This window comes from Komagataeibacter ossonobensis (assembly GCF_057359305.1).
In genome coordinates this window covers 44,446-57,575 of record NZ_JBXAYQ010000003.1, presented here as the reverse complement: position 1 = coordinate 57,575, position 13,130 = coordinate 44,446, and the positions used below count along the sequence as shown (strand labels likewise).

General features: G+C 63.8%; 17 protein-coding genes. All 17 read left to right on the top strand.

Features of this window, described 5'->3' with window-relative positions; translation table 11 throughout:
- Window positions 1–10: 10 nt before the first annotated feature.
- The 17 genes from AC1RQ9_RS04170 to AC1RQ9_RS04090 all read left to right on the top strand — a co-directional run bounded on the left by AC1RQ9_RS04170 (window position 11) and on the right by AC1RQ9_RS04090 (window position 13,012).
- Window positions 11–694 (top strand): hypothetical protein, encoded by a 684-nt coding sequence (locus tag AC1RQ9_RS04170; protein WP_485985683.1) that lies wholly within the window; start codon window positions 11–13, stop codon window positions 692–694.
- Between the two features lie 2 nt (window positions 695–696).
- On the top strand, window positions 697–1,338 hold the full coding sequence (locus AC1RQ9_RS04165; protein WP_485985681.1) for a hypothetical protein: 642 nt from the start codon (window positions 697–699) through the stop codon (window positions 1,336–1,338).
- A gap of 155 nt (window positions 1,339–1,493) precedes the next feature.
- A complete protein-coding gene (locus AC1RQ9_RS04160) occupies window positions 1,494–2,078 on the top strand; it encodes a helix-turn-helix domain-containing protein (protein ID WP_141260444.1) in 585 nt (194 codons plus the stop codon).
- The gene (locus tag AC1RQ9_RS04155; RefSeq protein WP_485985680.1) at window positions 2,044–4,065 is read left to right on the top strand and encodes a phage terminase large subunit family protein; all 2,022 of its coding nucleotides are present in this window, start codon (window positions 2,044–2,046) and stop codon (window positions 4,063–4,065) included. Before AC1RQ9_RS04160 ends, AC1RQ9_RS04155 begins: the two co-directional genes overlap by 35 nt.
- Before the next feature lie 26 nt (window positions 4,066–4,091).
- Window positions 4,092–4,388: a gpW family head-tail joining protein gene (gene gpW, locus AC1RQ9_RS04150; RefSeq protein WP_485985679.1), complete on the top strand. Its 297-nt coding sequence runs from the start codon at window positions 4,092–4,094 to the stop codon at window positions 4,386–4,388.
- Entirely contained in the window at window positions 4,388–6,037 is a 1,650-nt protein-coding gene (locus AC1RQ9_RS04145; RefSeq protein WP_485985677.1) for a phage portal protein, read from the top strand. The genes gpW and AC1RQ9_RS04145 overlap by 1 nt, the downstream gene beginning before the upstream one ends.
- Window positions 6,034–6,861 carry a S49 family peptidase gene (locus tag AC1RQ9_RS04140; RefSeq protein ID WP_485985676.1) on the top strand — a complete coding sequence of 276 codons (828 nt, stop codon included), beginning with the start codon at window positions 6,034–6,036 and terminating at the stop codon, window positions 6,859–6,861. Before AC1RQ9_RS04145 ends, AC1RQ9_RS04140 begins: the two co-directional genes overlap by 4 nt.
- A 23-nt stretch (window positions 6,862–6,884) precedes the next feature.
- Window positions 6,885–7,475 (top strand): hypothetical protein, encoded by a 591-nt coding sequence (locus tag AC1RQ9_RS04135; RefSeq protein ID WP_485985675.1) that lies wholly within the window; start codon window positions 6,885–6,887, stop codon window positions 7,473–7,475.
- A gap of 12 nt (window positions 7,476–7,487) precedes the next feature.
- On the top strand, window positions 7,488–7,895 hold the full coding sequence (locus AC1RQ9_RS04130) for a head decoration protein (protein WP_485985673.1): 408 nt from the start codon (window positions 7,488–7,490) through the stop codon (window positions 7,893–7,895).
- A 35-nt stretch (window positions 7,896–7,930) separates the two neighbouring features.
- The gene (locus tag AC1RQ9_RS04125) at window positions 7,931–9,043 is read left to right on the top strand and encodes a major capsid protein (protein WP_332827983.1); all 1,113 of its coding nucleotides are present in this window, start codon (window positions 7,931–7,933) and stop codon (window positions 9,041–9,043) included.
- 9 nt (window positions 9,044–9,052) lie between these two features.
- A complete protein-coding gene (locus AC1RQ9_RS04120) occupies window positions 9,053–9,346 on the top strand; it encodes a hypothetical protein (protein WP_019085790.1) in 294 nt (97 codons plus the stop codon).
- The gene (locus AC1RQ9_RS04115) at window positions 9,343–9,690 is read left to right on the top strand and encodes a head-tail joining protein (protein WP_485985672.1); all 348 of its coding nucleotides are present in this window, start codon (window positions 9,343–9,345) and stop codon (window positions 9,688–9,690) included. Before AC1RQ9_RS04120 ends, AC1RQ9_RS04115 begins: the two co-directional genes overlap by 4 nt.
- Window positions 9,687–10,211, top strand: coding sequence for a hypothetical protein (locus tag AC1RQ9_RS04110; RefSeq protein ID WP_485985670.1), 525 nt, complete (start codon window positions 9,687–9,689; stop codon window positions 10,209–10,211). The genes AC1RQ9_RS04115 and AC1RQ9_RS04110 overlap by 4 nt, the downstream gene beginning before the upstream one ends.
- 10 nt (window positions 10,212–10,221) lie before the next feature.
- Window positions 10,222–10,461 (top strand): DUF2635 domain-containing protein, encoded by a 240-nt coding sequence (locus AC1RQ9_RS04105; protein WP_485985669.1) that lies wholly within the window; start codon window positions 10,222–10,224, stop codon window positions 10,459–10,461.
- The gene (locus AC1RQ9_RS04100) at window positions 10,458–11,945 is read left to right on the top strand and encodes a phage tail sheath subtilisin-like domain-containing protein (RefSeq protein ID WP_485985668.1); all 1,488 of its coding nucleotides are present in this window, start codon (window positions 10,458–10,460) and stop codon (window positions 11,943–11,945) included. Before AC1RQ9_RS04105 ends, AC1RQ9_RS04100 begins: the two co-directional genes overlap by 4 nt.
- A 9-nt stretch (window positions 11,946–11,954) precedes the next feature.
- A complete protein-coding gene (locus AC1RQ9_RS04095) occupies window positions 11,955–12,338 on the top strand; it encodes a phage tail tube protein (RefSeq protein ID WP_019085795.1) in 384 nt (127 codons plus the stop codon).
- The gene (locus tag AC1RQ9_RS04090; protein WP_485985667.1) at window positions 12,335–13,012 is read left to right on the top strand and encodes a phage tail assembly protein; all 678 of its coding nucleotides are present in this window, start codon (window positions 12,335–12,337) and stop codon (window positions 13,010–13,012) included. Before AC1RQ9_RS04095 ends, AC1RQ9_RS04090 begins: the two co-directional genes overlap by 4 nt.
- Window positions 13,013–13,130: the final 118 nt, after the last annotated feature.

The following is a 13,130-nucleotide window of genomic DNA, read 5'->3' as shown; positions in this document are numbered from 1 at the left end:
GGAAACCCTTATGCACCCCACGCACCATGTACACATCAGCACGGGCTTCATGTTCGTGTGCCTGCTGTTCATTGTCGTCATCGTTGCCATGTTTGTATGGCTGTCCTGGTCGGATCGGCGTGCCAAGCTGATCAAGATGCAGATCGATCAGCGGCATGAAGAACAGATGGAGCGGATCCGGCGCGGACATGATAACCAGATTGCCCGGGCCGTTGCCGCCGATACCCGACAAAAAGCCGAGACGAGCGGCGCAAGCCCCAAGGCTGCTTTCGCAAGCTGCATTGCGTCCGATGGTAGTCGTCTCGGGGAGCGCACCTATGGCGATCCTTCTGACCCGTTTGGACGTCGTGCACGTCGCGATCGCGACCCGGTCTACAATGGCAGTACCCCCGCATCCCCCGTCATCGTCAATACCGGTTCCGGTCGTTCGGGCGGATCTGACTTTGTCGAAGGTGCGCTCTTGGGCGGTATCGCCGGGTCGATGATAGGCGGTCGCGACCATGACACGGTCATTGAACGCGACGTCAGCACCCCGGCACCGGCTCCCGCTCCTGATCCATTCTCAGGCAGTGGTAGCGACGCCGGATCCAGTGGCGGTGGTTTCGACTACAGCAGCGGTGGCGGCGATAGCGGTGGTGGCTTTGACTGCGGCGGCAGCAGCGGCGGGTTCGATAGCGGTGGCTGCGACTTCTGACCATGGGTGATTTCAGCATCACGCTGGATACATCACGCATCCAGCGTGATCTGTCAGACATGCAAAAGCAGATCCCGTATGCCACGTCCATCGCCGTAAACACCCTGGCCTTCGATGCCATGCGGCTGGAGAACAGCGCGATGTCGGAAATCTTCGATCATCCGCGCCCCTTCACTATACGCGCCACGCAGGTGGACAAGGCGACGAAAAGCGATCCGACCGCGGTCGTGTCGCTGCGGGACCAGCAGGCGAAATACCTGACGCCATATGAAACCGGGGGCGACCACTGGGTCGGTGCCAAGGATGGCGCTGGTGATCTGCTGGTGCCGGTGGATGGCAAGACCGATGCATATGGGCAGATCCCGCGCGGGCTGATCAAGCGGCTGCTGGCACGGCCTGACGTGTTCGCGGGCACCGTCCGTGGCATTCGTGGCATCTGGCAACGTCCGTCACGCGGGACACGTCGTGACGGCTCGCGTGGAACCAAGGGCGCGACACGCCTGAAACTGCTCTATATGTTCAGGCCGAACAAGGCAGTGGACAAGCATCTCGACTTCGAGCAGCGCGCGGCGGAGATGGTCCAGCGTGAAGGCCCGAAGGTCATCGAGGCGGCGATCCTGAAAACCATCCGCACGGCCCGCTGACCCACGGACAGCCCAGATGCACGGGAGGGTCGCCCTCCCCGCGTAGGGAATGCCTTGGGTCCTTCCTGCGACTTTTCGCATCGCGGGGTTGCGCGAGCCCGTACGATCTCTAGCTGAGATAAAATTTTCAGGTTGCAGTTGCAGTTGCACTTTCCGTGAAAAAATCCTCGATCAGCCAGAGTGAAGCCGCGCGCCGCGCAGGCGTAAGCCGTGCGGCAATTCAAAAACATCTAGCGTCTGGCAGGATTGTTTCCGACGGCAAGCGCGTGGACGTCGCGTCGTTCGAGGAGTGGCTTGCCGAGCGCACGGACCTGCAACCTGACCTGCAACCAGAGGTGCAACCCGGGTTGCAGGTTGCAGATGAGGTTGCACCCATCAATGAGCTGCGGCCGGACCTGATACCGGACGAAGCGTGTCAGCAGATCGAGAAAGGACTGGCTCCCTACACGACGCAGGAAGCCAACCGGATTGAGAAGAACTACAAGGCGCTCATGCGCAAGCTGGAATACGACCTGAAAGCTGGAAAGGTCGTTGAAAGCTCGAAGGTGGTCGAGACCGTCGGCGAGGAATACGCCCGCGTCCGCACCAAGCTGCTCGCCATGGCTGCTGAGAAAGCCCCGTCCCTGCACCGCTGCAAGACCGTAGCCGAAGTGCAGGACCGTCTGACCACGCTAGTGACACGCGTCCTGGAAGAACTGACTGCGGATGGCGATCCTATCACCGGGCAGCAGCCTCTATGAGCGGGGGCTGAAGCTATTCCGGGCTGAACTGGCGCGCGTGCGCCGGGAGACACTCAAGCCGCCGCCGCGCCTGACCCTGAGCCAGTGGGCGGCGAAGTATGCCGTCCTCTCGCGGGAGTCCAGCGCGGAGACCGGCCGGTTCGAGGCCTTCGCCTACCAGAACGGCATCATGGATGCCTTCACGGATCCGGCTGTCGAGCGGATCTACGTCAAGAAATCCGCCCGCGTCGGTTACACGAAGATCCTCGACCACGCTGTCGGCTATTACCTGCAGCAGGATCCCTGCCCGATCCTTCTGGTGCAGCCGCGTGAAACGGATGCCGAGGACTACAGCAAGAGCGAAATCGCTCCCATGCTGCGGGACACGCCCGTCCTGGCAGCCCTGACGGGCGATCCCAAGTCGCGTTCGTCGTCCCAGACGCTGCTCAAGAAGACCCTGCTGAACGGGTCATCGCTGACGCTGGTGGGAGCGAACAGCCCGGGCGGCTTCCGTCGTATCACCGCCCGCATCGTGCTGTTCGACGAGGTGGACGGCTACCCGGTCAACGGCGCGGGAAGCGAAGGTGACCAGATCGCGCTGGGTGCCAAGCGGTCGGAGACATTCTGGAACCGCAAGATCGCGGCCGGATCCACCCCGACCATCGCGGGCCTGAGCCGGATCGAGAGCCTGTACGATCTGGGCGACCAGCGGCGCTACTACGTGCCATGCCCCCATTGCGGGGAAAAGCAGCCTCTGGAATGGGGCGGCCCCGACACGGCCCACGGCATCAAGTGGGACAAGGACCAGGACGGCAACCATCTGCCGGAAACCGCACATTACGTGTGCCGGCACAATGGCTGCATCATCGAGGAGGCCGACAAGCCCGGCATGATCGATGCCGGGGAATGGGTAGCGCATGCCCCGTTCAAGGGCATCGCCTCTTTCCACATCTGGGCAGGTTACTCCCTGTTCCCGAATGCCAGCTGGACCAAGCTGGTAGCAGAATGGCTGGACGTCAAAAACGACCCGCTCAAGCGCCAGACCTTCATCAACCTAACGCTGGGCGAGGCTTACGAAGATCGCGGCGACGGTGCGCTGAATGAAATCAGCCTGGCCGCCCGCGTGGAAGTCTGGCCCGGGGAAGTTCCGGACGGCGTAGCCATACTGACAGCCGGCGGCGACACCCAGGACGACCGTGTCGAACTGGAGATCGTGGGCTGGGGCCGGAATGAGGAACGCTGGTCCATCGCCCATATCGTCATCGAGGGAGATCCGGACGGCCCCGAACTGTGGGAACGAGTGGACGCGGTTCTCAAGCGGCAGTGGTATCGTGCTGATGGCCGTCCGTTCAGCGTGTCCGCCGCCTGCATCGATTCAGGTGGCCACCATACCCAGAAGGTCTACGAGTTCTGTCGCGCACGACTGGGCCGCAAGATATGGGCCGTGAAGGGCGAGTCAGCACGTGGCGGGGCCAGATCCCCGGTCTGGCCGACAAAGCGTCCCAGCGCGCGTAACAAGGCGGCTTTCCGCCCTGTCATCATCGGGGTCAACGCGGCGAAGGACGTGATCCGCAGCCGCCTGCACCTGTCCCAGCCGGAACCCGGTGAGCCAGCACCCGGATACATGCATTTCCCGGCTGACCGTGACATCAATTACTTCGCCCAGCTGGTGGCGGAACGGTCCGTCCGGAAGACCAAGGGCGGCCAGACATACCGCGTCTGGGAGAAGATCCCCGGCCGCGCGAACGAGGCGCTTGATCTCGCGGTCTACAGCTACGCGGCCCTGTGCGGCCTCCTGTATCTGGGTCTGAGGCTGAACAAGAAAGCCGATGACATCGCGACAGAAAAGGTCGAACACCCGCCGCCACCTTCAGCCGAACCGGTGCAGGAGGATGGCAGCCCGCTGCATGACGGCATGGTGGTGCAATCCCTCACCGTCACGCAACGGGATCCGCAGTCAACTGACGGATCCAAACGCAAACGATCATGGGCGGAACGCCTGCCCTGATCCGGTCAAAAAGGAGATGCCCCTTTATGATGGGCAGTCCCTATCCCTTCCTGCCGCAGGCCACCTACAATCCTGCAACCAGCATTCTGGCAGGCATGTCGCAGGCCCAGCTGCAGGCAGCACTAAGCACCGCGCAGCAGACCCTCATTGCACTCCAGTCCGGTCAGAAGGTGGTATCGGTCAGCTACGCACAGGGCGATGGCAGCCGGTCTGTCACCTATAATCAGGCCTCCATTTCCAGCCTGACCATGCTGATCCAGCAACTGCAGCGCCAGCTAGGTATCCCCGGCGTGCGCCGTAGGGCACTGAGGCCCGTATTCTGATGGGCGTCGGTGATTTCATCCGCAGGATGGCATCGCCTCTGGTTCCAAAATCCGGCCCCGGCCGGCGCATCATCAATGCGCTGACCTCGCCCTTCGGTACACCGTATGATGCGGCCGACGTTTACGGCCAGCGCATGCAGGGCTGGCAGCCTTATCTGGGGTCAGCCGATACGGAACTAAGCCCGTATCGTGACCGGATCGTCAGCCGCGTGCGTGACCTGGTCCGCAATGACGGCTGGGCATCCGGGGCTGTTACACGGACACTGGACAATGCCATCGGCGTCAAGCTTCGCCCCATATCGAAGCCTGATTACCGCGCCCTCGCCCGCCTGAGCGGCAACCCCGCTTTCGACGCGGTCTGGGCAAAAGAATACGCGCAGGCCGTGGATGCCCACTGGCGCACATGGGCGGACGATCCGCTGCGCTACAATGATACCGAGCGCATGCTGACCTTTGGCCAGCAGATGCATCTGGCCTTCCGTCATCTGATCGTGGATGGCGATGCCCTGGCACTGCTGCCATGGATGGAGGACCGCGTCGGCCTTGGTGCCGCGCAATATGCCACGACCGTCCAGATCATCGATCCGGACCGCCTGAGCAACCCGCAGCAGACCTTCGACCTGAAGAACCTGCGCAACGGGGTCGAGATTGACCCGAACAGTGGCGCGCCGATTGCCTACTGGATCCGCAAGGCCCATCAGGCGGACTGGTACAGCGCGGCCGACACGGTCACATGGGACCGTTACGAACGGGAGACCGGCTGGGGCCGTCCCAATGTCGTGCATATGTTCGAGCATCATCGCGGCTCCCAGCATCGCGGCGGTGCCGGCATCCTGACGCCCGTCCTGCAGCGCCTGAAAATGCTGATCAAATACGACGGGACCGAACTGGACGCCGCGATCATCAACGCGACGTTCGCAGCCTACATCGAAAGCCCGTTCGATGCCGCCATGACGGCCGAGGGGCTAGAAGGTGGCGACGAGCAGCTCGCCTATTATCAGGACCAGCGCATCGCCTTCCACCAGCATCGGAACATCTCGCTTGCGGGATCCCGCATGCCGATCCTGTTCCCGGGCGAGAAGATCAACACCGTATCGGCAGCCCGACCGGCCAGCAACTTCCGCGACTTCGAGCGCGCGGTGCTGAACAACGTCGCCAGTGGCGCGGGCCTCTCGCCCATGCAGGTCAGCAATGACTGGTCGGACGTGAACTATTCGTCCGCCCGTGGATCCCTGCTGGAAGCATGGAAGACCATGAAGCGCCGGCGCGATGATTTCAGCATCGGCTTTCCGACCCTTATCCGCCTGTCCTGGCTGGAAGAGTCCATGGAAGAGGATGCCCTGCCGCTGCCGCGCGGCGCGCCCCCGTTCATTCAGGCGCGCGCGGCCTATGCCCGTGCCATCTGGCTTGGCCCCGGCCGTGGCTGGATCGATCCGGTGGCGGAGAAACAGGGTGCCGTGTTGGGCATGGATGCCGGCCTCTCCACCCTTGAGACCGAATGCGCGGAGAACGAAGGCGCGGACTGGGAGGAAACCCTCGATCAACGCGCCATCGAAGTGCAGGCGTTCAAGGACCGCAACCTGCCCACCCCGGAATGGGCCGGGCAGAACCTTGCATCGAAAACCGACAGGAAACCGGAAGCAGAATGAAGAGCCTCGCGCTTGCCCAGCGGATGCTGGGCCGCCCGCTCGCCCTCACGCCTGACCGCATGGAGGTCGTGCGGCACCTGCTGGCGCATGGTTCGGACGATATGGCCATGTTCGGCCCCATTCAGGAAAAGGCGGACCGTGACCCTGTGCTGGGCACCGTGATTTCCGATGTGGCCGTCATCCCCGTTTCCGGCGTGCTGCTGCCGGGTGAAAGCCCCGGCTGGTGGTGGAGCGGGGCGACGTTCTACGAGGACATCAATGTCGCCTTCCAGCAGGCCATCGATGAGCCATCCGTCAAGGCCATTGTCCTCCTGGTCGACAGCCCCGGCGGAACGGTCGCCGGATGCTTTGATCTGGCCGACCGCATTTACGAAGGACGCGGGGCAAAGCCCATCGTCGCGATCGTAAACGAAAGCGCCTATTCCGCCGCGTATGCCCTCGCCAGTTCGGCCGACACGATCATCGTGCCGCGCACGGGCGGGGTCGGTTCGATCGGTGTGGTCGGCATGCATGTCGACATCACCGGCGCGCTGGAACAGGCCGGCATCAAGGTCACGACCTTCCAGTTCGGCGACCAGAAAACAGATTCCTATCCCACGACGACCATGTCGGAAGAGGCCGCCAGGCGGTTTCAGGCCGACATCGATGCGATGGGTGAACTGTTCGTCGCCACGGTTGCACGCAACCGCGACATTCCGGCCGACCGTGTGCGCGCCACACAGGCCGGAACCTTCCTCGGCCAGCGCGGCGTCGATGCCGGCCTGGCCGATGCCGTGATGGGGGCAGAGGCGGCATTCCGCGAACTGCTCGACACGATCGGCTGATCTCTCCCTTCTGGAGCCATTACATGTCCGCACCGCGCAAACCCGGCGCCAGCGCATTTGCACACCTCAAGCCCCGTGCCGAGGGTGACGACAAAGACGACAACAAGACGAACACCGACGGCAAGAAAGCCGAAGGTGACGACCCCAACGAAGACCCCGAGGACGAAGAGGGCACCGACGGCAAGAAGGCAGGCAAGAAAGCCAGCAAGAAGGCCGACAACACCGACAGCGAAGACACGTCCGCCGAGGAAGGCGACGATGACAGCGACAAGGAAGACGAGAAGGACGACGCCAAGGCATCCGCCCGCGCGCGTGAGCGTGGCCGCTGCGCCGCGATCTTCATGTCTCCCTCTGCTGCCGTGAACCCGGCCGCCGCCGCTGAACTGGCGTTCGGCACGAACCTGCCCCGCAGCAAGGCCATCGGCATCCTCGACGCCACCGTCGCATCGATGCCCGCGCCTGCGCCGCAGGCAACCGTGCAGCGTGAACCGTCCCTGCGCAGCCGCATGCGCGGCAATGCCGTGGCACCCGCCACGCAGGACGCATCGGAAAACCAGAACCGCCCCGGCGCACGCCTTGGCGCGTCCCTGCGCCATGTGCGCGGCGATCGATAAGGAGAACGGCTGATGTCCGGTTCCCTCAACAGCTACGGCTTCTATCCGCAGGCCCGTTCGACCCTGTTTGTCCCCGACCAGCTGGTCGCGGGCAACATGAAGCTGGTCACGCGCACCGTCACCTTCGGCGCCAGCCAGACCCTGCCCCGCGGCGCGGTGGTTGGCCGCGTGACGGCCACCGGTGAATACATCCTGTCCGTGGCCACGGCCACCGACGGCAGCCAGACGCCATGCGGTATCATGGTCGATGCCGTGGAAACGGCGGCGGGCGCGACCCAGACCGGGGCCATCTACGAGATGGGCGAGTTCAACTCGAACTACATGACTTACGACAGCAGCTGGACGCTCGACGCGCTTACCCAGGCGCTGCGCCAGTGGGCCATCTTCATCAAGACGGGCCTCTCGAACGACATCGTCTGATCGTTCGCTCTTCCATAGAAATCAAGGATTACACCGTGGCAGGTTCTGTTACCGGTAGTGCTGGCGTTCAGGGTTCCCTGAACGCCATGCTTGGCGCGTACGACATCGCCGAGCTGGTTTATTTCGTGCGTAACCTCAAGACGGCGCAGAGCTTCCTGCTCGACCACATGTTCCCCAACATGGTGGAATCGGACGCCCCGGAAGTCGCGATCGACGTCGATGTCGGTAAACGGCGTCTGGCCCCCTTCTGCTCCCCACTGGTCGAAGGCAAGCTGGTGGAAAGCCGCCAGTGGCAGACCAACCTGTTCAAGCCGGCCTATATCAAGGACTGGCGCAACCCCGACCTGCTTAAGCCCGTGCGGCGTGCGATCGGCGAGCGCCTGATGGGCGGCATGTCCCCGGCGGAACGGCTGGAAGCCAATCTCGCATGGGAAATGGCCGACCAGGTGGACATGATCCTGCGCCGGCAGGAATGGATGGCAGCCAATGCGCTGGTCAGCGGCAAGATCACCGTCGTCGGCGAAGGCTACCCCGACCCGATCGTGGTGGATTTCCAGCGTGATCCGGCCCTGACCGTGGCCCTGACCGGCACCGCGCAGTGGGGGCAGACCGGCGTTTACCCGTCGGACTACATCACCGCCTGGGCTGCGCTGGTCCTGCAGAAGTCCGGTGCCGCACCCACCGAGGTCATCTTCACGAATTCCACCTGGAACGCGTTCAAGAACGACCCGAAGGTGCTGAACGCCATCGTGTGGCCCGGCCGCACCGGTGATTCCAGCGCGGATCTGGGTGGCCGCGTCGTAAAGGGGGCCATGTATATGGGCCGCTGGGGTCAGTTCGACCTCTACCTTTACAACGACTGGTACGTCGATCCGGTGACGGATGTCGAGGAACCGATGATCGCGGATGGCACGGTCATCCTTGGCGGTCCCGGTGTGGAAGGCACGCGCGCCTATGGCCTGATCATGGATCCGGCCTTCAATTATGGCCCGCTCGCCTATGCCCCCAAGCTCTGGTACAAGGAAAACCCGGCGACCATCAACCTGCTGATGCAGTCGGCACCCCTTGTCATCCCGTCGCGAGTCAACGCATGCATGGCGGCCACCGTCATGGCTGCCGGCGCTGACGTTCCCTCCCCGACCCTGTGAGGCTGACAGATGGCTGACGACAAGAAGAACAATGGGATCGAGGTTCTTACCCTGATCCCGGTTTACCCTGAACCGGGCAAGGCCCCCTATCCGATTGGTACCCGCCTCAAGGTTCCCCTTGAGACGGCCGCATTCTGGAAGGGACGCGGCATCGCCCGTTTCGCCAATGACCCGCGTGAAAACGCCGCGACCGTGTCCGCCGGCATTGCCGACCACGTCAAGAATGCGCCGCTGCCGCCCGCGCCCGTCATGACGCCGCCGCCTGCATCCATGCAGCAGGGCTTCACGCCCCCGGCTGCTTGAGCATCGATTTCGGGCAGCTTGTCCTCGGGCCATGCCTGGACGCCTTCGCCAATCCCTACCAGTGGCAGTCCCAGTCCCTATCCGATCCGGTAACCATCAACGGCATATTCGATGAGGGTTTCAGGGGACTGGATCCACAGGGGGATTTCCCTGGCACGACGCCTGTGGACATCACCACCAGCCTGCCCCGCCTTGGGGTCAGGCTGTCGGACTTCCCGGTGCCCCCTGCCCAGGGCGATGAGTTCGTCATCAATGGCCAGACATACAGTATCCGCGAGGTCCAGCCGGACAGTCACGGCGGTGCGTGTCTGGAACTGAACCTTGTGGACATCAATACGACATGACGCTTTACCGCGTGCAGCTGCGCGATGCAGCCGTGCAGGCGCTGATCGCAGCCAAGACGCTGGTCGGCGCGAATGTGCTGGTCAACCGCAGCCTGCCGCTGCCGATCGCAAAACTGCCTGCCATCCTCGTCACCGCCCCGCGTGATCAGGGCACCACGACCGGTCGCAACCAGCCCGGCTTCACGCGGGTCACCACGCTGGCCATCCGTGGTCAGCTGTGCGGTGCATCCCCTGAACAGGTCGCCACGGATCTGGACCAGCTGGCTGAACAGATCGAACTGGCCATCATGCTCGATGTGGATCTGCAGGCGATGATCACCCAGGTCACCTCGCTGAATACCGAGTTGATCGTGAACAGCGAGACCCGCGAACATACCGGCGAAGTCCGGATGCTGTTCGGTCTGGAATACATCGAATACTATCCCCCTGCGGGCACGCCGCTGACCGAGGTCACCGGACAGATGCAGGCGAACGGCAATCCCGATTTCGCCGATATGCAGGTGCCGTTTACCCTCAACTGAGGTCCCCCACATGTTTGTAAAACCCGCCCCGGGCCGCAATGTGCGGTGGCCCGGCACCATGCGGCTGCTCAAGGCCGCAGGTGAAACCGTGCCCGACACGGGCTTCTGGCTGCTGTGCCTGCACAATGGCGACGTGGTGAAGGCCACGCCGCCTGCGGCATCGGCAGCACCGGCAATCCCTGCCCCCTCGCCCGCGCCCATCCAGGGCGGCGCGGCGGCCACCCCTGAACCTGCCGAGGTCCACGCATGAGCGGCTCCATCACGGTGCCGGGCTACCCGACCAACAACCGGGTGCCCGGCTTTTATTTTGCCCTGGACAATTCCAAGGCGAATACCGCGTCCTACGGCCGTCGTGTCCTGATCATCGCACAGACCACGACCGGCGCGGCCCTTGCGGGCACCGCGCGCCTGTCCGCCGGGATCAGCGATGCGCAGGGCCTGTACGGCATCGGGTCGCAGGCTGCGATCATGGTGGCGCAGTATTTCGCCCTCGACCCGCTGGGCGAGGTCTGGGTGCTGCCGCTGGCCGATGACGCCGCGTCTGTAGCGGCCACAGGCTCATTCGCCATCGCTGGCCCCGCATCCGCATCCGGCACGCTGTGCCTGTATGTGGGCGACCAGCTGATCCCCACGCTGGTCACGGCGGGCGACACGGCCGCGACGATTGCGGAGAACGTCATCACCGCTGCTGCCGCCGTCACCGGCCTGCCGGTCTCGCTGGCGGTGGACGCCACCACGGCGGGGCAGATCAACGTCACGGCGCTGAACAAGGGCCTGTGCGGCAACGACATCCTGCTAGGTGTTGACCTGCTGGGCACCGCTGGCGGGCAGTCCCTGCCCACGGGCGTGTCGGTCACGCTGGGCCAGATGGCAGGCGGCACGCAGAACCCGACCACGCTGGCCACAGCACTCGCCACGCTGGGTGACCGTGTGTACGACCTGTTCATCCATCCCTACACCGACACGGCCAGCCTGACAGAGTTCAAGAACCTGTTCAACAATACCGATGGCCGCTGGGCACCGATGAACCAGCTGTATGGCCACGGCATTACCGCCTACCGGGGCACGTATGGGGAAGCCACCACGTTCGGCCTGACCCAGAACGATCCGCACACCACGGTCATGCCGGTATCGGACAGCCCGTCCAGCCCCATGGTCTGGGCGGCGCAGGTCGGCGCACTGGTAGCAGTCAGCGTCCGCACCAACCCGGCCATTCCGATCACGGGTGTCGCGCTTACGGTCATGCCACCCACCGATGCCGGGCGCTTCACCCTGGCCCAGCGCAACAGCCTGCTGTGGGATGGCATGTCCACCTTCACGGTGGACGACAGCGGCACGGTCAACATCGAGCGCCTGCTCACCACCTATCAGGAAAACGCCGAGGGCGTGCCCGATAACAGCTACCTCGATATCGAGACGCTGATGACGGCCATGATCTGCCTGCAGGACATGCGCATCTATCTGGCCTCCATGTTCGGCGGCTTCATTCTGGTGGCGGACGGCACGAAGATCCCGGCGGGGGCCAAGGCCACCACGGCCCAGCTGATCGGCAAGGCCTGCGCCGCGCGCTACCGCTGGCAGTGCACGCAGCTGTGGGCGCAGAACGCTGCCACCTTCGCCACCAACCTGCAGGCGCAGAATCAGGGTGGCGGGCAGGTCTTCCTGCTCATGCCCTATGACTTCGCCAACCAGCTGTGGGTCATCGCTGGCAACTGCCAGTTCGTGAAATCGTAAGGAGCCGCCATGTCCGGAACCGTCTATCGCGGGCCGCTTGGCGGCACCGCGACCCTCACCCTCAACGGCATCCCCTTCAACGTTGTGGGCGAAGGCCAGTGGCAGGCCTCTGGCCCGGTCAATGAGACCGCCAAGGGCCAGTCTGCCGTCGAGGGTTTCACCCAGATGCCCGGCCAGGGCTTCATCAGCGCCACCTGCCGTGACCGCAGGGACTACCCGGTCAGCAGCCTGCAGGGCGCGTCCGACCTGACCGTCGTGCTGGTCTGCGCCAATGGCAAGGTCATCACCTGCAACACCGGCTGGCAGACCGAAAACATCACCGTCAACACGCAGGAAGGCACGTTCGAACTGCATGTCGAAAGTGACACCGTGACCGAGGATATCGTCTCGTGAGCCATCATCGCCATAGCCAGCCCACCGATGAGGAAGTCCTCGCCATCGTGATCCCGGCCGGCGCGGAAGATGAACAGGAAGATGGTGGGGACAACACCCTCGTCATCGACCTGGACCCGCCGCTTGAGGTGAAAAAGGCCGGCACGTTTGAGGCACTGCGCCTGCATGAACCCAACGTGTACCATGTGCTGTGCGCGGCACAGGCCATGGGCCGGCAGATGACACCGGAATCGGTCTACAATTCCCAGATCGGTCTGGTGGCGCGCATCTCCGGCGTGCCGGAACGGGCCGTCATCGAACTGCGCAGCACCATCCTCGACCGTGCTGTCGTGTTCGTCACGGGATTCGAGGAGGACGCGCGGCGCAGGCCCGATGAAGAACCGGACACCGCCCCATCCTTCTCTTTAATTTTCCCCGACCCGATCGAGGCCACCGGCCGCACATTCAGCGATATGACGCTGCGTGAGCCAACGGTGCGCGAACGCCGGATCATGAAGGCGGCGGAAGCCAAGGGCACGCCGGAAGCCTTCCTGCAGGCGGAGATCGCCCTGGTCGAAGCGGTCAGCGGATGGCCCAAGGCCGCCGTCCTCAAGATGCCGATCAGCCAGTTTGCGAAAGCCGCTGACTACCTGACCGGTTTTTTTATTTCTGGCCCGGCAACTGGCAACGGCTAGGCGCGGACCTGTGCCGGTTCTTCACCGGCTGGTCACGCCATGACGTGGAAACGCTGACCGGCACCGACATGGTCGACGCGATCGAGACCGCCAGCCAGATCGCGGCGGAACAGAAACG